The organism is Desulfoscipio gibsoniae DSM 7213 (assembly GCF_000233715.2).
Taxonomy (GTDB): Bacteria; Bacillota; Desulfotomaculia; order Desulfotomaculales; family Desulfallaceae; genus Sporotomaculum; species Sporotomaculum gibsoniae.
The window spans coordinates 4,740,899-4,762,421 of the sequence record NC_021184.1 but is presented as its reverse complement, the minus strand read 5'-3'; the positions used below and the strand labels follow the sequence as shown (position 1 = coordinate 4,762,421).

Genomic DNA, 21,523 nt, shown 5'->3' with positions numbered 1-21,523 from the left:
ATTTACTGTATTTTTCGACAACAATATCATATTTCCTTTTCAATAATTAAATTATGGAGTTTTTTTTATGAAGCAACTCAAATGAATAGAATCATGTAAAAAGATGTGTTTTAAAAAAGGCCTGTATCAAATTTTACTTTCTTGGAATTATATAGGAGAACATATTTATATTTTTGGAAAAGGTGGTGATTATCATGACGCAACCTCAGGAAATAGGTGTTACCAAACCTTTGGAACGAGAATTCCCGAAGAAGAAATATGATGAACTTGAATCTTTTATAAACAGCCTGGAGACTACCAAAGGGGCTTTAATTGAAATCCTTCATAAAGCTCAGGACATTTTTGGATACCTTCCGAGAGATGTGCAGCTTTTTGTTGCACGCAAGCTGGGTATTCCCGGTGCAGAGGTTTATGGAGTAGTAAGCTTTTATTCCTACTTCACTACAAAGCCCAGTGGGATACATACCATTAGTATTTGCATGGGAACGGCCTGTTTTGTTCGGGGAGCAGATAAAATCGCTGAAAAATTTAAAGAAAAGCTTGGTATTGAGTCGAATGAAACCACCGAGGATGGGCTATTTACCATCAAGGATGTCCGCTGTATCGGCGCTTGTGGCCTTGCCCCTGTCGTCATGGTGGATGACAAAGTGTATGGAAGGGTTAAGGTAGAGGATGTCGACGATATTATAAATACGTATCGGCGGAAAGGAGAAGCAGTATGCAGATAAAATCCCTGGAGGAGTTATCTAAAATAAAACAGGAATCTAAAGGCAAAATCAAGCCGAGACTTCACCGGGATACTACAGCAACAGAGAAAAATATTTTAGTCTGTGGAGGCACAGGGTGCCTGGCAAACAATAGTGATAAAATCATACAAATATTAACAGCCCTTTTAAAAACCCGGGGCATGGTCGAGCAAGTTAAGGTAATTCGTACAGGCTGCTTTGGATTTTGTGAACAAGGGCCAATCGTAAAAATCGAGCCCGATAATGTATTCTATGTCCGTGTAGGATTGAAGGATGTCAAGGAAATTGTTGAAGAGCATATTATCAAAGGCAGAAGGGTAGAGAGACTCCTGTATGAAGATCCCCGGAAAAAGGAAAAAGTTCATACACAGGAAGAGATGACTTTTTATAAAAAACAGCTCCGTGTTGCGCTTCGCAACTGCGGGTTGATTAATCCGGAGAATATTTATGAATATATTGCGTTAGGCGGCTATGAAGCATTAGGAAAGGCGCTAACACAAATGTCCCGGGATGAAGTTATTGAGACCGTAAAAAAATCAGGTCTTCGCGGGCGAGGAGGCGGAGGTTTCTCTACGGGGCTTAAATGGGAGATTACCAGACAGCAAGAAGATGAAGAAAAGTTCATCATCTGCAATGCGGATGAAGGGGATCCGGGGGCTTTCATGGATCGAAGCATTTTAGAAGGTGATCCCCATAGTGTAATAGAGGCTATGGCCATCGGTGCATATGCAATCGGTGCAGACAAGGGGATAGTCTATATTCGTGCAGAATACCCCCTGGCAATCTCCCGGCTGACCACTGCCATGCAGCAAGCTAGAGAACTGGGTTTTTTGGGGAAAAGAATTTTTGGAGTAGACTTCAACTTTGATATTAGGCTCAAATATGGGGCGGGTGCCTTTGTTTGTGGAGAAGAAACCGCGCTTATCAACTCCTGCGAAGGTAAGCGGGGCGAACCTAATTATAAGCCGCCATATCCAGCTGAAGAGGGCTATTGGGGACATCCTACTTGTGTAAACAATGTGGAGACATTTGCCAATATTCCGGTGATTATATCCAGGGGAGCAGAGTGGTTTGCGACCATGGGGACGGAAAAAAGTAAGGGTACCAAGGTCTTTGCCCTGGCAGGTAAGATAAATAATGTTGGATTGGTAGAGGTACCAATGGGCATTACCTTGCGTGAAATAATTTTTGACATCGGAGGTGGTATTCCTAATGGTAAAAAGTTTAAAGCCGTGCAGACGGGAGGCCCCTCCGGCGGGGTAATTACGGAAAAGGGACTGGATACACCTATTGACTATGACAACCTTTTGGAGACAGGCTCCATGATGGGTTCAGGCGGCATGATTATCATGGATGAAGATGACAATATGGTCAATATAGCAAAGTTTTATTTAGAGTTTACTATGGATGAGGCTTGCGGAAGGTGCGTACCGGGACGCATAGGCACCAAAAGACTTTTTGAAATGCTCCACAAAATAACATCAGGAAAGGCTACCATGGCGGACCTGGATGCCTTGAAGCAGTTGGCATACATGATAAAGGACAGTTCTCTGTGTGGACTATGTCAAACAGCCCCCAATCCAGTTATTAGTACTATGAAACACTTCTGGCATGAATATTTGGCCTTTATCAAGGATGTAGATCATCCCCAGGGAGAGGGAAGGTATGTGCCAAAGAATAAAATTGGTTTGAAATCATAAAGGGGGTGTGAAAAATTTTAGCTGAGCAGCATAATCATGCAGATAAAAAAAACATACATATCCGTATCAATGACCAGGAGTTGACTGTCCCCGAAGGAATAACGATTCTGGAGGCGGCTCATGAAGCGGGTGTCAAAATCCCTACCCTGTGCCATCTGGACTTGCACGATTTCCAATTATACAATAAAACAGCTTCCTGTAGAGTATGTATGGTAGAGCTGGTTGATGCAAGGAATAATCGAAATAAACTGGTACCCTCCTGCGTTACCAAAGCACAGGAGGGAATGGTGGTACGGACCGATACCATTCGGGCTATCACAGCTAGAAGAATGGCAGTGGAATTACTATTATCAAACCACCCTAATGAATGTTTCACATGTCCCAAAAATCTGGAATGTGAGCTTCAATCCCTTGCAGAGGAGCTGAATGTAAGGGAGATTCGTTGGGAAGGGGAGAGGATGGACTATCCCAAGGATATGTCCAGCGATGCTATTGTTAAGGATGCCAACAAGTGTATTTATTGCAGGCGCTGCGAGACTGCATGCAATGAGGTGCAAACCTGTGGGATTCTTTCAGGCATTGGTCGTGGCTTTAATGCTTTTGTTGGCCCCTTTGCCAATATCCCCATGGTGGAGTCTTCTTGTACGTATTGTGGACAATGCGTGATGGTTTGTCCCACAGCAGCCCTTACCGAAGCCTTTCACTGCGATAAGGTTTGGGAGGCCATCAATGATCCTGATAAGTATGTGGTAGTCCAAACCGCCCCCGCCATCCGTGTTGCACTGGGGGAACTTTTTGGCATGGAACCCGGGACCATTGTTACCGGCAAAATGGTAACTGCTTTAAAACGCATGGGATTTGATGCAGTATTCGATACGAATTTTGGAGCGGACCTTACTATCATGGAGGAAGCTTCGGAGCTTATTTATCGCCTTAAAAACAATAAAACACTACCGATATTAACAAACTGCTGCCCCGCCTGGGTCAAGTTTATTGAGCACCAATTTCCGGAGTTGATCCATGTTCCTTCTACCTGCAAGTCACCACATATTATGCTTGGAACCATTGCCAAAACTTATTATGCAGAGAAAAAAGGTTTGGATCCTGATAATATTGTGGTAGTATCGGTCATGCCTTGCATAGCCAAAAAGGCGGAGGCCAAACGTCCGGAACTTACGAAGGATGAACATAACAATGTGGATATTGTTATTACAACCCGCGAACTGGGGGCAATGATTAAGGAAGCGGGAATTGAATTTGTCAAACTGCCGGATAGCAAATTTGACAGTCCTCTGGGGGAAGCAACAGGTGCATCTGTTATATTCGGTACAGCCGGAGGAGTCATTGAAGCGGCACTCCGTACCGCTTCTGAATGGATGACAGGTAAACCGCTTGATAAGGTTGAGTTTGAGGAGTTAAGAGGAATGGAAGGTGTTCGTAGAGCTACTGTAAAAATAGGTGATCAGGAGCTTAAAATCGGAATTGCCAGCGGTCTGGGTAATGCACGGCATATTTTAGAGGATATTAGGGATGGTAAAGCCAATTATCATGCAATTGAAATCATGGCTTGCCCCGGTGGTTGTATTGCTGGAGGGGGGCAACCTTATCACCATGGAAATGATGAGGTCATCAAGAAGCGCAGAGAAGCCATTTATGCAGAGGATAGAAATAAAAAAGTGAGAAAATCCCACGAGAATAAGGAGATCCTGGAGCTTTATAAGAATTATCTGGGAGAGCCCTTTGGCAAACGGGCACATGAACTTCTCCATACCCATTTTGAAGAAAGGGAAAGAATATGAAGCCTCGTGCACTAAAATTCATAAAAGCCAAGCCCGGGAAGGAAAGTTCCTGGGCTTTGTTTCTGTAATGTTGGCAAAAATACACCAAAGCTATATTTGTCTATGTGGAGGCGCAGGTTTTAGCAAGGCTTAATTGCTTACTAATATGCAGCAGTTGAGCCTTTTTCGTGTAAAACTTTCGATTGCTCCTGTTGGGAACCCGCCCTACTTGCTCTTTCTTGGTAAACGGAGATGTTGTATAATGTACTGATATGAAAGGGGAGTTTGGTATATATGGAAGATAAAATTCAAATGAAAGTTCCAATAGTGGAAATTGACGGCGACGAAATGACCAGAGTTATCTGGCGGGATATTAAAGAGATTTTATTGACTCCTTACATAGATTTAAAAACAGTATACTTTGACCTGGGACTTGAGAAGAGGGATGAAACAGAGGACCGGATTACGGTGGAAGCTGCCCGGGCTGCCAAGGAATATGGTGTGGCGGTCAAATGCGCCACCATTACCCCCAATGCTCAGCGGGTTAAAGAATATAACTTGAAGCAGATGTGGAAAAGCCCTAATGGCACGATTCGGGCGATTCTGGACGGCACGGTTTTCCGCACGCCGATAATTGTCAACAATATAAAACCCTTTATAAAAACATGGGAAAAGCCTATTACTATTGCCAGGCACGCTTACGGCGATGTTTACAAAGGTGTGGAAATGAAGATTGAAGGAAAAGGTCAGGCGGAGATTGTCTTCACGGGGCAAGATGGGCATGTATCCAGAGAGGTTATCCACGATTTTGCCGGGCCCGGCATTATTATGGCTATGCACAACCTGGATAAATCCATTGAGAGCTTTGCCAGGGCCTGCTTTAATTTCGCGCTGGACCAGAAGCAGGACCTGTGGTTTGCCACAAAGGACACCATTTCTAAAAAATACGACCATAACTTTAAAGATATTTTCCAAGACATCTATACCAGGGAGTACCAGGACAAGTTTTCAGCGGCGGGAATTGAATACTTCTATACACTCATTGATGATGCCGTGGCCAGGGTAATCCGCAGTTCCGGTGGCTTTATCTGGGCCTGTAAAAATTATGACGGTGATGTAATGTCGGATATGGTGGCCACCGCCTTTGGCAGCCTGGCCATGATGACTTCGGTTTTGGTTTCGCCTGATGGTTGTTTTGAGTACGAGGCTGCCCATGGTACAGTGACCAGGCATTATTATCAGTATTTAAAGGGTGAAAAAACGTCAACCAATCCGGTGGCCACTTTATTTGCCTGGACAGGCGCATTGAGAAAAAGAGGTGAATTGGACGGCATCTCCAGTTTAGTTCAATTTGCCGCCGATCTGGAACAAGCAGCCGTAGATACCATAGAAGCAGGGATAATGACCAAAGACTTGGCCTTGCTGGCAGAAGGGGAAAAGAAGATAGTCAATACCCGGGAATTTCTGCAAGAAGTTAATGCACGCCTGGGAAGACGGTAAGTTTGAGCAGGTAAGTGGGGACGCTTTTGCTTGTCCTTTAGGGGTAGGCAAAACGTCCTCACTTGCCTGTTGACATAAATGTAGAAAACGAGAGAAAATGTATTAGCCACATAATTGGCAGTATTTTTGGGTAATATATGGAAATATGAACCAAATTTAAACGTGCCATACAATGCCTGCTCAAGGAGGAGAATAGATAAAGTATGAAGGCCCCACAAAATGAATTATCCGGCGGTACAAATTTTATTCAGAATATTATCAATGAGGATTTAAAGCAAGATAAAAACGATAGTCGGGTACACACCAGGTTTCCACCTGAACCAAACGGGTATCTGCACATTGGACATGCCAAGTCCATTTGTTTGAATTTCGGCCTGGCGGAAGCATATCATGGTCTATGTAACCTGCGTTTTGACGATACCAACCCAACTAAAGAGGAAGTCGAATATGTCGATTCCATTAAGGCAGATGTTAAGTGGCTGGGCTTTGATTGGGGTGACCGGCTGTTTTATGCTTCAGATTATTTTGAACAGCTCTACGGGTATGCCGTTGCGTTAATCAAAGCTGGCAAAGCCTATGTCTGCGATCTAACTGCGGAGCAAATCAGGGAGTATCGTGGCACTCTTACAGAGCCTGGAAAAGACAGTCTCTACCGTACCCGCTCGGTGGAGGAGAACCTGGATTTATTCCAGCGAATGAGGGCTGGAGAATTCCCGGACGGGTCCCGGGTGCTGCGGGCGAAAATAGATATGAAATCGCCTAATTTAAACATGCGTGACCCGGTGCTGTACCGCATTCAGCGGGCCAATCATCACCGTACGGGCGATAAATGGTGCATTTATCCCATGTATGACTTTGCCCACCCAATTTCGGATGCCATTGAGGAAGTTACCCATTCCATATGCACATTGGAGTTTGAAGATCACCGCCCGCTGTACGATTGGGTGCTGGATAACTTGGACGTTCCTTGTCGCCCGCAGCAAATTGAATTTGCCCGGCTCAATCTCAGCCATACTGTGATGAGCAAGCGTAAGCTGCGGGCGCTGGTGGAGCAGGGGTTTGTCAGTGGTTGGGATGACCCGCGCATGCCCACTATATCTGGTTTGCGCAGGCGCGGCTATACTCCGGAAGCCGTTCGGGACTTTTGTGATCGGATCGGCGTGGCTAAAAGCAATAGTTTTGTTGATATAGCCATGCTGGAACACTGCATCCGAGAAGATTTAAATGACCGGGCGCTGCGTGCGATGGCAGTGTTGCATCCGCTCAAAGTTATCATCGATAACTACCCGGAAGACCGTGTGGAAATGATGGATGCCGAGAATAACCCCGAGCATCCCGATATGGGATTCCGGCAGGTGCCTTTTACACGGGAACTGTATATTGAACAAGATGATTTTCGGGAAGACCCCCCAAGGAAATTTTTCCGCCTGGCTCCGGGCCGTGAGGTAAGGCTTAAACATGCTTATATTATTAAATGCGAGCGGGTGGTCAAAGACGAGCAAACCGGTCAGGTATTAGAGCTGCATTGCACCTATGATCCCGATACCCGCAGCGGCATGTCTAATGAGGTGCGCAAGGTAAAGGGCACACTGCACTGGGTTTCAGCCGCCCACGCGGTTAAAGCCGAAGTGCGTTTGTATGACCACCTTTTCATAAAAGAAAACCCGGAAGAGGATGAAGATTTCAGGTCCAATATAAATCCCGGCTCGCTGGAGATATTGACCTCTTGCCTGGTGGAACCCAGCCTGGCGGACGTGCACCCGGGGAACCGGTACCAATTTTTAAGACAGGGGTATTTTTGCGTTGATACGGAAACAACTGCCGGTCAACCGGTGTTTAACCGGATCGTTTCATTAAAGGATTCCTGGGCTAAGATACAAAAGGCACAGGGTAATAAATAGATTAAAATACTTAAAAGGACCTCTCCATGCAACTAACAAAGGAGAGGTCTTTCTTTGGTTTAGGTGCCAGATGTTGAAAGGTTGAAAATCTTTGATTTTCAACCTTTCAACATCTGGCACCTATCAAGGCGACAAAAGCATTGAGGTACGGAGTCTATACGGAAATGAGTGAGTACCGCAGAAGCCGAGCCAACGTAGAATTCCGAAGTGAATCTCGTGCGGATTTTTCAAGCGTTTCAGAAGCAACGAAGGGCCAAAAGACCATTAGAAGATGAAGGTAGCGTTCCCTGGCTTACTCACTTTATGTGCTGCAAAGGACCGAAGGAAGACACGGAAACGTCTTTATGCCTCTCGTGGCTTGGAAGTGCCGGGGTAAGACAATGGAAACGTCCCTATGTCTTAAGATACGGGGCCAGTGCCGCCCAGTAACATTCATCCACTGCCGCTTCCACCTGGATGCCTTCCGGGCCGTATTTTTCGCTATAAACTTTCCCGTGCTGGTGCAACAGGGCCACCAGGTCCGTTCTATCATACGGCAGCCGGCCTTTAAGCAGTCGTTGCTGGTGAAGTGTATTTTGGGCGATTAATTCTTTTAGCTGCTCAAGGCCTGTGCCGGTGTGGGCGGATACTTCAACAAACTGGCAGTGGTATGATAGTTTAACTTGCTCCAGCAGTTGATGGTTGACCGGCTGATCTATTTTGTTAAAAACCAGTATGGTATGTTTATCCTGCACCCCCAGCTCTTTCAAAACAGCTTCCACTGCAGCAATTTGTTCGGCTAAACCGGCATGAGATGCATCCACCACGTGCAGCAAAAGATCTGCTTCAATGACTTCCTCCAATGTGGCGCGAAAGGCCTTTACCAAATGGTGGGGTAGTTTGCGGATGAAGCCCACTGTATCGGTTAAAAGCACTTCCCGGTTGCCGGGCAGTTGCAATCGCCGGGTGGTGGTATCCAGGGTGGCAAATAGCTGGTTTGCCGTATACACCTGCGCTTGGGTAAGGGCGTTTAATAAAGTGCTTTTACCGGCATTGGTATACCCAACCAGGGCCACCACAGGCGAGGCCGATTCACGCCGGTTTTGCCTTTGCTGTTGACGGTGCCGGCGCACTTGTTCCAGGGCGTTGGTAAGCTCATCAATACGCCGCCTGATATGGCGGCGGTCTGTTTCCAGCTTGGTTTCACCCGGGCCGCGGGTGCCTATGCCGCCGCCCAGGCGGGACAGGGCGGTGCCCAGCCCGGTTAGGCGGGGTAATAAATAACGCAGCTGGGCCAGTTCAACCTGCAGCTTTCCCTCTTTAGTGCGGGCACGCTGGGCAAAAATGTCCAGTATTAACGTTGTACGGTCTACAATGCGGCAGCCAATGGCGTGTTCCAAATTGCGGGCCTGGGTGGGGGTTAATTCGTCGTCAAATATAACCAACTCGGCTCCCAGGCTCTGCCTGTGCAAAGCCAATTCTTCCACCTTGCCCCGCCCGATAAAAAACGCTGTATCAGGCTTTTTCCTGTGCTGGGTCACTCTGGCCACGGGTGTTGCTCCCGCAGTGTCGGCCAGCAAGGCCAGTTCGTCAAGGGTGTCCTCACCGGCTATGGTAACCAGGATAGCTTTCTCGATTTGCCGGGTTTTGCTTGTCGATACCGCCGCAGGAGGTTTGATGCTATCTTCAATGTCTTGGATTAACGCCGTTAAAGGGAATGCGGCCAATTGCGCAAAAGACATTGGACCAAAATTTTGAAAGTTTTGAGTAAGTTGTCCGTCCCGGGGTTCCAGGCAGGCCAAACAGGCTTCCTTTATTTTACCGTCCTGCACTCCCAGGGCTACCATCACATCAAGGCGCATATCGTAAAGAGCCGCGTAGTCAACCGCGCTTAACTGCCCGCTGCCCGATGGGTGGGTATGGATGCATCGCAAGCCTGCCAGACGGTGTTCACCTCGCCGCCTGCTTTGGGCTTTAAGCTGCACCGTGGCAGCATCGCCCACACCAACGGATGCCACCCTCCCCTGCCGGTCCATAAACACGACCAATTCCCGCTGGTTACTGCTGGATATAACCGCCATAATTTGGGCTATTTCCAGCGATATAATCATGTTTTTATCAATTGCCAGTTCGTAAATTCCTTGCAATAAATCCAGGTCAACCTTTTTGAGACCCCGGGTGTTACCGTAAACTGTTTTGGTCAAATTATCACATCCCTGAAGGACATTTTTCATCCGAGAATAATTATAACATAGACATAATTGGGGCAATAACTGTGACTATCACTAAAGCGTAATTTAAAGATTAGCGGAGTCGCGGGGACGATTCTAGTATCCCCGGAGCATAGCGAAGGGCGTAAGGCAGTAAAAACGTCTCCGTGGCTTATTTTAGTGACTTAGTGAAGGCGTAAGACAGCGGAAACGTCCCCGTGTCTTACTGAAGTTTTGCCATCTACCACCTGTGGACTATGGCCGAGCAGTCAGTTAAAATATAATCGTGGGACTTGAGTGAAAAGTAACGTTTTTATGGAAGGAATATTATAGAAATATAACGAATAGCATTACATGGTGAATAGATTCTTAACACGCTTCTGGCAGCAAGTTCAATTATTTAGTCCCGTTTTATTTGCCGGGAACTAATTCACCGGTTAAATAATTAAAAACATAACTTAAATGTATGCCTGTCATTGTGACTAATTGAACATGCCCGGTGTTGAGTCGTTTGTATATTGGGTAAAAATTGGCGGAAGTATAATGCCGATAAGTACCAACTACCGAATCCGTGGTAAATTGCCATGTACCACCTATAGACTGTGACTGGTTAATTAGTTTACAATAAATAGACACAACAAAATTATTGTTATGGACAAGTTTTGGACTAGTTTCTAAAAAAATAACATTTGCAGGGAGGAATAATGCAAAAAATAACGAATTTCTTAATATGCTGTTCCCTGTATTGTTATAGCGGTATATTATTTCTTAGCCTCAAACGTTGAAAATGGGTTTGGTGAGGCTGAGTTTTCGCGTCTTTCCGGCTTGTTATTTATATTTTGGAAGGGGGTGTCACCAGGCTACTGAGAATCGGCCATTAATCATAAATTTTCTAGCTATTTAGCTTATTAACAAAAGGAGGTATTGCAGTGCCTTTTGAGCCAAAAGAACCGCAAAAGGAAATTAAGTACCAAGAGACAAGGATTTATACTGATGCAGAACTAAACAATTATACAGAGGAAGAACTCAAGAATTTTAAGATTAAACATGAAATTCCCGACCTGGAAGAGCTGGAAAAAGGCCCGTGGCCCAGCTTTGTGGCCGATGCCAAGCAGGAAGCCCTGCGTAGAAGGAAACTGGCTGATGACAAAATGCTCATCGACCGGGATGTTGTCGAGGACATGCTTGGCCAGCTTCAAGTATCCTTTGACGAGGGTGAAACCCACTGGAAACACGGCGGTATCGTCGGCGTGTTTGGTTACGGTGGCGGTGTTATCGGCAGATATTCCGACCTGCCGGAAAAATATCCTTCTATCGCCCATTTCCACACTATCCGGGTCAACCAGCCCGCCAGTAAGTTCTATAATTCGGACTTTTTGCGGACTGTCTGTGACATGTGGGAATACCGGGGCAGCGGTTTGATGAACCTGCATGGCTCCACCGGTGACATGGTTCTGCTGGGGACAACCACTGAGCAGTTGGAACCCATTTTCTTTGAGCTGACCCATGTAATGGGCCAGGATATCGGTGGTTCCGGCTCCAACCTGCGCACACCTTCCTGCTGCATAGGTAAAGCCCGCTGCGAGTTTGCCTGCTATGATACACAGGATCTGTGCTATGAACTGACCCAATACTATCAAGACGAGCTGCACCGCCCGGCTTTCCCGTACAAATTTAAGTTTAAGTTTGACGGCTGCCCGAACGGCTGCGTGGCTTCCATTGCCCGTTCCGATATGTCCTTTATCGGTACCTGGAGAGATGATATCCGCATTGACCAGGATGCGGTTAAAGCTTACATCGCCGGTGATGTAATACCCAACGGCGGTGCGCACAGGGGAAGAGATTGGGGTAAATTTGATATTCAAAAAGAAGTTATAGATCTGTGCCCCACCAAGTGCATGTCCATGGTTGACGGCGAGCTTGTGATTGACAACAAAGAATGCACCCGCTGCATGCACTGCATCAACGTTATGCCCAAGGCGCTAAAACCCGGTAAAGATACCGGTATCAGTATCCTTTTTGGAGCTAAGGCACCGATTCTCGAGGGCGCTCAAATGGCTACTCTCGTCGTTCCTTTCATGAAGGCCGAACCGCCTTATGATAACATTAAAGAGCTCATCGAGAAAGTATGGGAATTCTGGATGGAAGAAGGTAAAAACCGCGAGCGTCTGGGTGAAGTGATGCAGCGCTTTGGTCTGCCGAAATTCCTTGAAGCAATTGGATTGCCACCGGCGCCGCAGATGGTTAAAACTCCGCGTGAAAACCCGTACATCCTTTGGAAGGAAGAGGACGTACCCGGCGGCTGGACTAGGGATATCAAAGAATATCGGGCCAGACATAAGAGATAGGAGGTTTGTTTGATGGCTTTATCTTTAGATAGACTCGGATTATATGACCCCAAGGATCCCCTGAAGGACAGGCTGACAGACCTGGGTCCCAGACACTTCTGGCAGTACTTCCCTCCTGTCATTCAGAACAACTATGGCAAATGGGCTTACCACGAAGTGTTGGAACCCGGTATTTTAGTGCACGTATCTGAAACCGGTGACAAGGTATACACCGTAAGATGCGGTGCAGCCCGGTTTATGACCGTGCAGCACGTCAGGGAAATCTGCGATATAGCCGATAAATACTGTGAAGGTTCTGTGCGCTTTACCACCCGTAACAACATTGAGTTCCTGGTGGATAGCATTGAGAAGCTGGAAGCTCTGAAGAAAGACCTGGAAAGCCGTAAATTTGTGTCCGGCAGCTACAAGTTCCCCATCGGTGGCACAGGCGCCGGCGTAACCAACATCGTGCATACCCAGGGTTATGTGCACTGCCATACCCCGGCCACTGACGCTTCCTCCATGGTTAAGGCTGTGTCGGACGAATTGTTTGAATACTTCCAGGGCATGACCCTGCCGGCTAAAGTGCGCGTATCCATGGCTTGCTGCCTGAATATGTGCGGTGCCGTGCACTGCTCGGATATCGCTCTGTTGGGTTACCACCGCAAGCCTCCCATTATCGACCACGAAGTTATCGACAAGGTTTGCGAAATTCCGCTGGCCATTGCGGCCTGCCCACTGGGTGCCATTTCTCCGGACAAGACTCCGGAAGGCGGCAAAACCGTCAAAATTAAGCAAGAGCGCTGCATGTTCTGTGGTAACTGCTATACCATGTGCCAGGCTCTGCCCCTTTCCGACAAAGAAGGCGACGGCGTGACCATTCTGGCCGGCGGCAAGATCTCCAACCGGATCAGCAAGCCCAAATTCTCCAAGGTTGTCGTGCCCTGGCTGCCGAACACCTTCCCGAGGTTCCCGGAAGTGGTGGAAAACGTCAAGAAGATCCTGGAAGCCTATGCTGTCGACGCTAACAAGTACGAGCGTCTGGGTGATTGGGCTGAACGGATTGGCTGGGAAAAATTCTTCGAGAAGACCGGCCTGGAATTCACCGAGCACCTCATTGATGACTACCGCTTAGCTTATGATACCTGGCGGACTAGTACTCAGTTCAAATTCACTGATGCTGCCTGGAATGTATCAAAAGCTGCTGGTGGGATAGAATAATTTTAGCGGAATTAATACAGGGTTTAGACCTGCTGTTGCAATTTATGTTGCAGCAGCAGGGCTAACCCTTTATTTACACTATAACCTTTTGCTTAAAGGAGAGAGGTTGTTAATATGGACGAAATGAAAAAAATTATTGTTGAATTCGCCGAAACCAGTAAGAAAACCAAGTTTTATTTTAAAGATATTGAAAAAGCCGTACAAAAAGTTAACCCCGATGCCAAAGCAAGGGAAATTAAAAAAGCCTGCACAGCGCTGATTAATGACGGCACCATGATTTATTTCTCCACCGGCAGCAGCACTATGTATGGTCTTAAAGGCAGGGGTATGACTGAAGATCCGGAATAGACTGTTTTATTTTGGGGAGAGGCTGCTAGCCCATTTGGACAGCGGTCTCTCTTTTTAAAGAGCCAGTTCAAAAATTCCGCACGGGAGACGGGTGCCGGGTGTTGAAAGGTTGAAAATCTATGATTTTCAACCTTTCAACACCCGGCACCAAAGCTGGTCGGCACCGAAGCTTGCTTTGAATACAAATTTTTTAAACGAGAAATACGTTGAAAGAGTAAGTGCTTTTTGCCTTCATGTGACGGTTGCTATAATCATTTTTGGATTAACAGATATTCAGCAGCTTATAGGGGCATGCTGTTTAATAATTACTCCTTAAATTTTTGAATTAGAAAGGCCGATAATTATGACCACGCCACAGGATTCCAGAGAGTTTATTGAAGAGCAAATTAATATGCTTAATGAAAACCCGGAATGTGCCAATGCCCAATACAATCTGGGTGTTTCGCTTATGCAGCAGGGTAAATTAAACGAGGCCATTAATTTTTTCGAGGAGGCCATTGCTAACAGTGGCCGAATGTTTGAAGCCTGTGTTAACCTGGGTTATATCTATTTTAAGCTGGGCGACCTGGAAAAGGTCGTCGAGGCCAATAAAAAAGCGGTGGAAATAGAGCCCAGGTATGCTCGGGGCTATGCCAACCAGGGGTTTGCTTATTTGCAGATGAGCAAAACGGATGAAGCCATTGAAGCGCTAAATGAGGCCATTGAATTGAATCCTGAAATTGTTCAGGCCTGGAGCAATCTAATCAACGCTTATATCCAAAAAGATGACCTTGATAAAGCCATTGCCACTGGAGAAAAGTTGGTTGAATTTGCCCCGGAATTTGCCCTGGGACAAAACAATCTCGCATTTGCCTACTATCTGAAAGATAATTATGAAAAAGCTATTAAGCATGTTGATAAAGCCATAAAACTTGGTTTTGGGGTGCACCCCGATTTTCTAAAAGAATTGGAGCCGTATCGTAAAAAATGAAACAATATGATGATATATTCAAAGAGTATGAACAGCTGGTAGCCAAGGCAGATGCCGCTTTCCAAGGGATGGAGAAAGATTACGCAGCATGCATCAAGTGTGCGGAGCAATGTTCCGATTGCTGCAGCGCAGTATTTGGACTTTTTTTAATTGAATCAGCTTACCTTAATAAGCAAATCAGTGCTTTGGATGAAAACAGCCGGCAAAGCATCATGACCTGTGCGGATGAGGCAGACGAAGCCCTGCTGGCTATGGAGAAAAGATTGCAGGAATGCGGAGGGGACCCCCAAAAACTTACTGAAGCCATTGGCAAAGAGAGAGTCAGGTGCCCGCTTTTAAATGATGATCAAAGATGCCGGCTATATTCGGCAAGGCCGATTACCTGCCGGGTTTATGGCATTCCCACGCTGATTAACGGTAAAGTGCATGCCTGCTTTAAAACAGGTTTTGAAAAGGGTCAGTCTTATCCTGCATTTGATCTTGACAGTGTATACAAGGAACTTTACCGTTTGTCCGCCAAATTTTTGGAAAGGGCCGGAGTCGGTGATCCGGAGCGTGCTGCATTGCTGCTATCGGTATCTAAATCGATTAAAACTCCTTTGGAACAATTGCTCAAATTAGAAACAAAACAATGAAATACCTGCGGCGAAAATTTAATGCATGTGTCCCATAAAAGCGTAAAAGCACTTCCCGTGTTACCGGGTAGCGCTTTTACGCTTTTATGTTCTTGTTGGTTGTTATTTGTAACTAGTTCGTGTCCCCTAGTTTTTCCAGAGCCTTTGTGGCCAATTGAGATATGCTTTTCTCCTCTAAAACGCTATGAGCATAAATCCTTATTTGCCGATGGTCACCAGTAACATCGGGCAATTTCATCCTGACCTCGGACGTGCCGTGCCTGGGAGTTTTAGACGAGGCCAGGTGCCCTATAAGCCATATCGCATAGCCCCGGGTTAGGGGTTCATCCATCTCGATAAATTTTATAAAATATGAGTAACTTTTGTTTATCAAGTCGGGCCTGGCCCGGGCGATGACCCCCAGTGCTCTTAACACTGTTGGCCTTAATTTGTCATCCTCTTCTTCCAGAAATTGAAATAAGGTGGGTACATAGCCACCAAATATATCTGGAGAGGCTGCGATGATCTTGCCTATGGCATCAATAGCCCCCCAGTTCGATGCACCATAACCGGCATCGGAGATGGATGTAAATAACCTCTGCAAAAGCCTGGATACAGTGCCGGGCTCATATTGAGCAATAACGGCGCAGACTTGCCCCAAAGCATCTGTTGTTTTTAAACGAAGTAACTCGTCACCGGTATAAAGCATGCGCTGCAGGTATCTAATAATTCTTTTGTCATGCTCGGCAATATCTAGCAATGGCTCCAATTGATAACTATTCACCAAGGCCTCGATTTCCCGTTTATCAATATTTTTCCTTATACCTGTTCTGGCGGAAGGTGGGTGTGTAACAGTAGCGGACCTGGTACGATCCAATTTTTTTTGTACGCCCTGGCGGGTCACCTCTTGAATATCATTGTGCATCCTAATGAAATAAAGGGCACCCGAAACGCGTCTGCCCTCGTATGCTCCCACCGGAATTATATAGTTGCTTTCAATATCGTAATGTTCCACCAGCTCTTCCAGATAGTCATCTTCAGGTAATAAATTCCAGGCCAAATCCCAATCCATGTTACAAGCAAAGACAAGCGCTTCTGAAAAAGCAGTCCCCAGGTTGTGCCCGGTGGCATCGTAAGCGTATACTGCGCCGCAGGAACATGATCCTACCGGCATTTCCATCGGCCGGCGTAGGATTTGCTCCGTGGGCCTTTCAATGGGTAAACCGCAAAAAGGGCACGTTGTTATTACCCGCGGATCCCGGCCCGTGTACTCCTCCATCAGGTTACGTTTGTGTTCATTCATGAGAAACTTAAACGCGCCCCTTTACTAGTAAATTGCTTGACATTAAACAACATATATCACTCGGGACCGGGTATCTCAAAAGACGTGCAGCTGTTGCCGGAACCGCATGATTTTGTAGTCATCTTGGCTTTGCCTCCGTCTTTGCCGGGCCCCATAACATAATTGGTTTTGCTGATTACGCGCTCCAAGGAATCCGCATTGCACTCCGGGCAATGCACCACAAATTCTTCCTGTCTGGTAATAAAAAGTTTCTCAAAAATATTGCCGCATTTTAAACATCGAAATTCAAAGATAGGCATAATTACCTTCCCCTCAAATCGTTTTATCAAATATTATTTGAAAGCCTGTCTAATTAAGTATATCAACATAGCCGTTAGGCGTCAAACAGTTCATAGAAGGGGTTTTTAATATTTATTATTGACATAGGTTCATAAAACAATTAATATTAAAATGTAAATAGACATATGAACAAAATATATAATAATACCGGAGGATGATGAATATGAAAATAGCGGTTAGCGCCGCCGGTTCGGAGGTCAGTGCACCAGCGGAAGAGCGTTTTGGGCGCTGCGCCTATTTTTTGGTGTTTGATAAGCAGGGCAACCTGCAGGAAGTAATAAATAATGAAGGGGCTGCCAGCGCCGAGGGTGCCGGTATCAAAACCACCCAGGTTTTGTTGCGCCATCATGTGGATGTTGTTTTGACCGGCCGGGTTGGCCCCAAAGCCATGACAGCTCTATCCAGCAGCGGTGTGTCAGTATATACAGGTGTTTCAGGTACCGTTGCTCAGACATTGGAAAAATATAAAAACGGGCTCATGGAGCCGCTGGCTGTGCCCAATGCACGCCAGCACTCAGGAATTAAAGGATCAGGGCGGGTGGTAAAATGATAATTTCGGTGGCCAGTGGTAAGGGCGGTACCGGTAAAACCACTATAGCCACAAATATTGCCTTGGCTCTGTCAGCAAATAACCAAGGGATTGCCTATATTGATTGTGATGTTGAAGAGCCCAATGGACATATTTTTCTTAATCCCGAAATGCAAGATGCCAGGGAAATTTATATTGAAGTGCCCCAGATCGACAATGAAAAATGCACTTATTGTGGCAAGTGCGCTGATTTATGTGCCTTTGGTGCCCTGCTGTGCACCGAGGATAGCGTAATTACCTTTCCTGAATTTTGTCATGGATGCGGCGGCTGCCAATATTTTTGTCCTGCTGAGGCTGTCACTCCTATACCGAAAAAAATCGGCAGGGTAGAAAAGGGTTTATCGGGCAATATAATATTTGCTCGTGGTTGTCTTGAAGTTGGGGCGGCCCTTAGCCCTCCCCTGGTGGATGCGGTTAAAGCCCGGGTCAATGCTGATATTTCAATATTGGATGCGCCTCCGGGCACGTCCTGCCCGGTTATTCATACCGTGCGGGGTACTGATTTTTGTTTATTGGTTACTGAGCCAACCCCCTTTGGTTTAAACGACTTGAATTTAGCTGTACAAATGGTCAGAACATTAAGGGTACCCTGTGGCGTGTTGATCAATCGTGCCCATAACGGCATTGGCTTGATAGAACAATATTGCCAAAAAGAAAAATTGCCCCTGTTAATGACCATACCCCTTAGCAAAAGAATTGCTGAAGCTTATTCCCGGGGGGTGCCCCTTGTTAAGCTGGATAAACAGTGGGAAGCTGACTTCAGGCAGCTATATCGGGATATCGAGGAGCTGGTAGCCGGATGAAAGAAATAACCATAATCAGCGGTAAGGGCGGCACCGGTAAAACCAGTATTGCCGCCTCAATAGCCGTACTGGCTGAAAATCATGTGATAGCGGACTGTGATGTAGATGCGGCGAATTTGCATCTACTACTAAACCCCTGTATTGAATCTAAAAACAATTTTTGGGGCATGCCCCGGGTTGAAATTGATGTTGATAAGTGCACCGGATGCGGGCTGTGTGAAGAATTATGCCATTACGGTGCTATAAAATCAGGAAAAGTGGATGTGCTGTGCTGCGAGGGCTGTCTGGTGTGCTACCATGCTTGTCCGGAGGCCGCTGTTCGGTTGGTGGAAAATCTAGCCGGAGAATGGTTTATTTGCAGCACTAAGTTTGGTCCCTTTGTACATGCCCGCCTGGGTATAGCCCAGGATAATTCGGGCAAATTAGTAGCTGAAGTGCGCAAGCAGGCTCGGGAATTAGCTGATAGGGAGGGCAAAGAGTTAATCATCACCGATGGTCCGCCGGGTATTGGCTGCCCCGTAATTTCTTCGCTTGGTGGCACAGATCTAGCATTGGTGGTGGTAGAACCCACCCTATCATCCATACATGATTTATCCAGGGTGCTGGATCTAACTTCGCACTTCGGAGTTAAAGCAGCGGTATGTATTAATAAGTGGGATATCAACCCGGAAAATACCAGGCAGGTAGAAAAAATGTGCAGTGAAGTAAATGTACCCGTGGTGGGACATATAGGGTACGACCCCGCTGTCATTGCAGCTGCTATGAAGGGAAAACCTGTTATTCAAATGGTTAGTACTGTAGTTGAGGATATTATTTCCCTATGGCATTGCATGCAGGAAGAATTGGGTATATAGTATTATTTTGAAAGCATGATTATTAACATAAAAGGGGAGAGGATTATGTCACAAGACGAAAAATGCAGCAGCTGCAATCAGAAAACCGAGGGATGTTCGCCGGATAAATGTGGTATTGATATTTTGCCCCAAAATGAATATAACGACATTAAGCACGTTATTGCTGTAATGAGCGGCAAGGGTGGGGTGGGTAAATCTTCGGTTTCCGCTCTGGTGGCGTTAAGCCTGGCCAATAAAGGTTACCAGGTAGGGGTACTGGATGCCGATATCACCGGGCCCAGCATTCCTAAAATGTTTGGTGTCAGTGGTGTCCCCCAGCATGATGAAAATGTAATGTATGCTAAAATGACGGAAAAAGGCATTAAAATCATGTCACTGAACCTGCTGCTGGAAAATGAGGATCAGCCGGTAATCTGGCGCGGTCCCATAATTGCCGGTGCCGTTAAACAATTTTGGACCGATGTTGCCTGGGGTAAAGTTGACTTTATGGTGGTGGACCTGCCACCGGGAACTGGCGATGTGCCCTTAACAGTTATGCAGTCATTGCCCCTCGATGGCGTGATTATTGTAACCTCACCCCAGGACCTGGCCAATATGGTGGTGCGTAAAGCTGTCAACATGGTCAATCACATGAATATACCAGTGCTGGGGTTTGTGGAAAATATGAGCTATCTGCGCTGCCCGGACTGTGGCAAGGAAATCAAGGTATTTGGCGAAAGTCACGCTGCCTCTCTGGCCACATCCATGGGCTTGCGCCTTTTGGAAAATCTACCTATTGATCCCGCTCTGGCAGAGTTAAGCGATGCCGGTCAGATAGAAAAGTACGACCGTGAGCTGTTTAAAGGTCTGGATGACATAATTATTAACAGGGTAACCAGCGTTTCCTAAGTATTCGGCATGTGGAAATAAGAGATTTTTCATTTAGCTGTAAACCGCCTGGCGGCAGGCGGTTTTGCTTGTTTTATGCCATAAGTCCCCTATGGACTGACTATGCTTCCTGGTATAAAATTAATTATGAACTTAATTTAATTATTCAGTTAAATAACGAAAATGCATTAATGACCGCTATGGCTAGTCATTTTTTGCAGGTATTTGCTTTATTCTGAAAAAAAACCAATACTTATTGTTCTTTTGCGGAAGGAATAATTTCGCAGACAACGAATATGGTATAGGGGATTTATACGGTTAAACCGTAGTTATTCAATGAAGGCGGTTTTGCTCCGGCGGTGCTGCCTGCAGGAAGTGTACAAACATAATTTGTTAAGGAGGTGAACGTAATGTACGTAGTTACCGTTGACCGTGACAAGTGTGAGGGCTGTGGTGAATGTGTCGAAAATTGCCCGGCATCTGTTCTGGAAATGGAGGACGGTAAAGCTGCTGTGGTTAATGCCGATGACTGCCTCGGTTGCGAGACTTGTGTCAGCGTGTGCCCCAGCGGTGCCGTTACTGTGGAGGAAAATTAATATGTGTTTTGACCCGTACGCCGAGAGCTATGCTCCGTGGGAGGTGTGTGAGTGAAGTTATTAATTGGACAAATACTTCCGTATATAACAGTGACCTTGTTTACCCTTGGCATACTTTACCGTTTGGGACGTTGGGCCGGTGCGCGTATTGTGCATAATATTACTCTGTCGCCCTGGCTGCAAACCAATGGCCAGGTTGCCGTGAGGATTGGCTCGGAAGCATTTTTATTCCGCAACTTGTTTAGATTTGATAAAGCCCTGTGGGCCGGTGCCCTGCTGATGCACTTTGCATTGCTTAACATTATTGGCGGGCACATTGTAGGTTTTGGCACTTTGGGTGAAGAGTTCGCAATGATTCCAGGCCTGGGTATTACACCGGAACTCAGTGTGGAAATGTCCGATTTGTTGGGTTCTGTTTTTGGTATATTATTATTTGTTGCTTTATTGTACCTGCTTTACAGGCGTTTTGCCCTGGAAAATGTTAAGCTGGTAACCAAGCCCAGCGATAATCTTTGGCTGATTTACCTGCTGGTGCTGGTGGGTATAGGCAATATTATGCGTTTTGTTCCTGCTTACCATATTCATTATGAACTGGTGTACGAATATATGGCGGCGCTTATCCTGTTCCAGCCCGTGGTGCATATGGAGCTTTTGGAAAGCGGGTTCTTCCTGGCCCACTACTTGTTGGTGCAGATTTTGCTGATTGCATTACCATTCAGTAAGCTGATGCATTTATTCGGCATGTTTGCCGAGCGTTATATTGTCAACCGGGTCTATCATGATCCCGCCCCCGGTTTGCCTAATATTGATGTGGCGGCGGCCCGTAAGGCCGGTCTTGGTGTGCCTGCCGGAGATGCTGCCGAGGAGGGGGTGTAAGT

19 protein-coding genes are annotated in these 21,523 nt (G+C 46.3%); 16 read left to right on the top strand and 3 right to left on the bottom strand.

The features are described from left to right. The first annotated feature begins 194 nt into the window (after positions 1-194). From DESGI_RS22205 to DESGI_RS22185, 5 genes are all read left to right on the top strand, one after another. Positions 195-728: an NADH-quinone oxidoreductase subunit NuoE family protein gene (locus DESGI_RS22205; RefSeq protein ID WP_006522260.1), complete on the top strand. Its 534-nt coding sequence runs from the start codon at positions 195-197 to the stop codon at positions 726-728. Further along, the gene (locus DESGI_RS22200) at positions 719-2,446 is read left to right on the top strand and encodes a NuoF family protein (protein ID WP_006522261.1); all 1,728 of its coding nucleotides are present in this window, start codon (positions 719-721) and stop codon (positions 2,444-2,446) included. Before DESGI_RS22205 ends, DESGI_RS22200 begins: the two co-directional genes overlap by 10 nt. Positions 2,447-2,460: 14 nt before the next feature. Next, positions 2,461-4,245 (top strand): NADH-dependent [FeFe] hydrogenase, group A6, encoded by a 1,785-nt coding sequence (locus tag DESGI_RS22195; RefSeq protein WP_041285046.1) that lies wholly within the window; start codon positions 2,461-2,463, stop codon positions 4,243-4,245. Positions 4,246-4,518: 273 nt separating this feature from the next. Continuing rightward, complete coding sequence (locus tag DESGI_RS22190; protein WP_006522264.1) at positions 4,519-5,724, top strand: NADP-dependent isocitrate dehydrogenase; 1,206 nt, start codon at positions 4,519-4,521, stop codon at positions 5,722-5,724. Between the two features lie 203 nt (positions 5,725-5,927). Then, positions 5,928-7,625 (top strand): glutamine--tRNA ligase/YqeY domain fusion protein, encoded by a 1,698-nt coding sequence (locus tag DESGI_RS22185; protein ID WP_006522265.1) that lies wholly within the window; start codon positions 5,928-5,930, stop codon positions 7,623-7,625. A 392-nt stretch (positions 7,626-8,017) separates the two neighbouring features. On the opposite strand, the gene hflX is transcribed toward DESGI_RS22185, so the two are convergent. Next, on the bottom strand, positions 8,018-9,808 hold the full coding sequence (hflX, locus tag DESGI_RS22180) for a GTPase HflX (RefSeq protein ID WP_006522266.1): 1,791 nt from the start codon (positions 9,806-9,808) through the stop codon (positions 8,018-8,020). A 935-nt stretch (positions 9,809-10,743) separates the two neighbouring features. Between hflX and dsrA the strand changes: the two genes are divergently transcribed. The 5 genes from dsrA (at position 10,744) to DESGI_RS22150 (ending at position 15,315) form a co-directional block, all read left to right on the top strand. Further along, positions 10,744-12,162 carry a dissimilatory-type sulfite reductase subunit alpha gene (gene dsrA / locus DESGI_RS22175; protein ID WP_006522267.1) on the top strand — a complete coding sequence of 473 codons (1,419 nt, stop codon included), beginning with the start codon at positions 10,744-10,746 and terminating at the stop codon, positions 12,160-12,162. A 12-nt stretch (positions 12,163-12,174) separates the two neighbouring features. Continuing rightward, the gene (gene dsrB, locus DESGI_RS22170) at positions 12,175-13,362 is read left to right on the top strand and encodes a dissimilatory-type sulfite reductase subunit beta (RefSeq protein WP_006522268.1); all 1,188 of its coding nucleotides are present in this window, start codon (positions 12,175-12,177) and stop codon (positions 13,360-13,362) included. A 114-nt stretch (positions 13,363-13,476) separates the two neighbouring features. Further along, the gene (locus tag DESGI_RS22165) at positions 13,477-13,710 is read left to right on the top strand and encodes a dissimilatory sulfite reductase D family protein (protein WP_006522269.1); all 234 of its coding nucleotides are present in this window, start codon (positions 13,477-13,479) and stop codon (positions 13,708-13,710) included. Between the two features lie 343 nt (positions 13,711-14,053). After that, positions 14,054-14,680 (top strand): tetratricopeptide repeat protein, encoded by a 627-nt coding sequence (locus tag DESGI_RS22155; RefSeq protein WP_006522270.1) that lies wholly within the window; start codon positions 14,054-14,056, stop codon positions 14,678-14,680. Next, positions 14,677-15,315 (top strand): YkgJ family cysteine cluster protein, encoded by a 639-nt coding sequence (locus tag DESGI_RS22150; protein WP_006522271.1) that lies wholly within the window; start codon positions 14,677-14,679, stop codon positions 15,313-15,315. Before DESGI_RS22155 ends, DESGI_RS22150 begins: the two co-directional genes overlap by 4 nt. A 112-nt stretch (positions 15,316-15,427) precedes the next feature. On the opposite strand, the gene DESGI_RS22145 is transcribed toward DESGI_RS22150, so the two are convergent. Beyond that, positions 15,428-16,597 (bottom strand): DVU0298 family protein, encoded by a 1,170-nt coding sequence (locus DESGI_RS22145; protein ID WP_006522272.1) that lies wholly within the window; start codon positions 16,595-16,597, stop codon positions 15,428-15,430. Between the two features lie 56 nt (positions 16,598-16,653). Next, the gene (locus DESGI_RS22140; RefSeq protein ID WP_006522273.1) at positions 16,654-16,896 is read right to left on the bottom strand and encodes an FmdB family zinc ribbon protein; all 243 of its coding nucleotides are present in this window, start codon (positions 16,894-16,896) and stop codon (positions 16,654-16,656) included. Positions 16,897-17,099: 203 nt separating this feature from the next. Here DESGI_RS22140 and DESGI_RS22135 point away from each other — a divergent pair, with 203 nt between their 5' ends. The 6 genes from DESGI_RS22135 to DESGI_RS22110 all read left to right on the top strand — a co-directional run bounded on the left by DESGI_RS22135 (position 17,100) and on the right by DESGI_RS22110 (position 21,521). Further along, positions 17,100-17,486, top strand: coding sequence for a NifB/NifX family molybdenum-iron cluster-binding protein (locus DESGI_RS22135; RefSeq protein ID WP_006522274.1), 387 nt, complete (start codon positions 17,100-17,102; stop codon positions 17,484-17,486). Then, positions 17,483-18,328 carry an ATP-binding protein gene (locus DESGI_RS22130; protein ID WP_006522275.1) on the top strand — a complete coding sequence of 282 codons (846 nt, stop codon included), beginning with the start codon at positions 17,483-17,485 and terminating at the stop codon, positions 18,326-18,328. Before DESGI_RS22135 ends, DESGI_RS22130 begins: the two co-directional genes overlap by 4 nt. Next, positions 18,325-19,182 carry an ATP-binding protein gene (locus DESGI_RS22125; RefSeq protein ID WP_006522276.1) on the top strand — a complete coding sequence of 286 codons (858 nt, stop codon included), beginning with the start codon at positions 18,325-18,327 and terminating at the stop codon, positions 19,180-19,182. Before DESGI_RS22130 ends, DESGI_RS22125 begins: the two co-directional genes overlap by 4 nt. Positions 19,183-19,227: 45 nt before the next feature. Continuing rightward, entirely contained in the window at positions 19,228-20,070 is an 843-nt protein-coding gene (locus tag DESGI_RS22120) for an Mrp/NBP35 family ATP-binding protein (RefSeq protein ID WP_006522277.1), read from the top strand. A gap of 389 nt (positions 20,071-20,459) precedes the next feature. Next, the gene (locus tag DESGI_RS22115; RefSeq protein ID WP_006522278.1) at positions 20,460-20,645 is read left to right on the top strand and encodes an ATP-binding protein; all 186 of its coding nucleotides are present in this window, start codon (positions 20,460-20,462) and stop codon (positions 20,643-20,645) included. A 51-nt stretch (positions 20,646-20,696) separates the two neighbouring features. Then, a complete protein-coding gene (locus tag DESGI_RS22110; protein WP_006522279.1) occupies positions 20,697-21,521 on the top strand; it encodes a respiratory nitrate reductase subunit gamma in 825 nt (274 codons plus the stop codon). Positions 21,522-21,523: the final 2 nt, after the last annotated feature.

Bases quoted from the DNA above. Each gene is read 5' to 3' on its own strand.
- DESGI_RS22205 (WP_006522260.1), top strand. From the start codon at position 195: ATGACGCAACCTCAGGAAATAGGTGTTACCAAACCTTTGGAACGAGAA.
- DESGI_RS22200 (WP_006522261.1), top strand. From the start codon at position 719: ATGCAGATAAAATCCCTGGAGGAGTTATCTAAAATAAAACAGGAATCT.
- DESGI_RS22190 (WP_006522264.1), top strand. From the start codon at position 4,519: ATGGAAGATAAAATTCAAATGAAAGTTCCAATAGTGGAAATTGACGGC.
- DESGI_RS22185 (WP_006522265.1), top strand. From the start codon at position 5,928: ATGAAGGCCCCACAAAATGAATTATCCGGCGGTACAAATTTTATTCAG.
- dsrB (WP_006522268.1), top strand. From the start codon at position 12,175: ATGGCTTTATCTTTAGATAGACTCGGATTATATGACCCCAAGGATCCC.
- DESGI_RS22165 (WP_006522269.1), top strand. From the start codon at position 13,477: ATGGACGAAATGAAAAAAATTATTGTTGAATTCGCCGAAACCAGTAAG.
- DESGI_RS22155 (WP_006522270.1), top strand. From the start codon at position 14,054: ATGACCACGCCACAGGATTCCAGAGAGTTTATTGAAGAGCAAATTAAT.
- DESGI_RS22150 (WP_006522271.1), top strand. From the start codon at position 14,677: ATGAAACAATATGATGATATATTCAAAGAGTATGAACAGCTGGTAGCC.
- DESGI_RS22145 (WP_006522272.1), bottom strand. From the start codon at position 16,597: ATGAATGAACACAAACGTAACCTGATGGAGGAGTACACGGGCCGGGAT.
- DESGI_RS22140 (WP_006522273.1), bottom strand. From the start codon at position 16,896: ATGCCTATCTTTGAATTTCGATGTTTAAAATGCGGCAATATTTTTGAG.
- DESGI_RS22135 (WP_006522274.1), top strand. From the start codon at position 17,100: ATGAAAATAGCGGTTAGCGCCGCCGGTTCGGAGGTCAGTGCACCAGCG.
- DESGI_RS22130 (WP_006522275.1), top strand. From the start codon at position 17,483: ATGATAATTTCGGTGGCCAGTGGTAAGGGCGGTACCGGTAAAACCACT.
- DESGI_RS22125 (WP_006522276.1), top strand. From the start codon at position 18,325: ATGAAAGAAATAACCATAATCAGCGGTAAGGGCGGCACCGGTAAAACC.
- DESGI_RS22120 (WP_006522277.1), top strand. From the start codon at position 19,228: ATGTCACAAGACGAAAAATGCAGCAGCTGCAATCAGAAAACCGAGGGA.
- DESGI_RS22115 (WP_006522278.1), top strand. From the start codon at position 20,460: ATGTACGTAGTTACCGTTGACCGTGACAAGTGTGAGGGCTGTGGTGAA.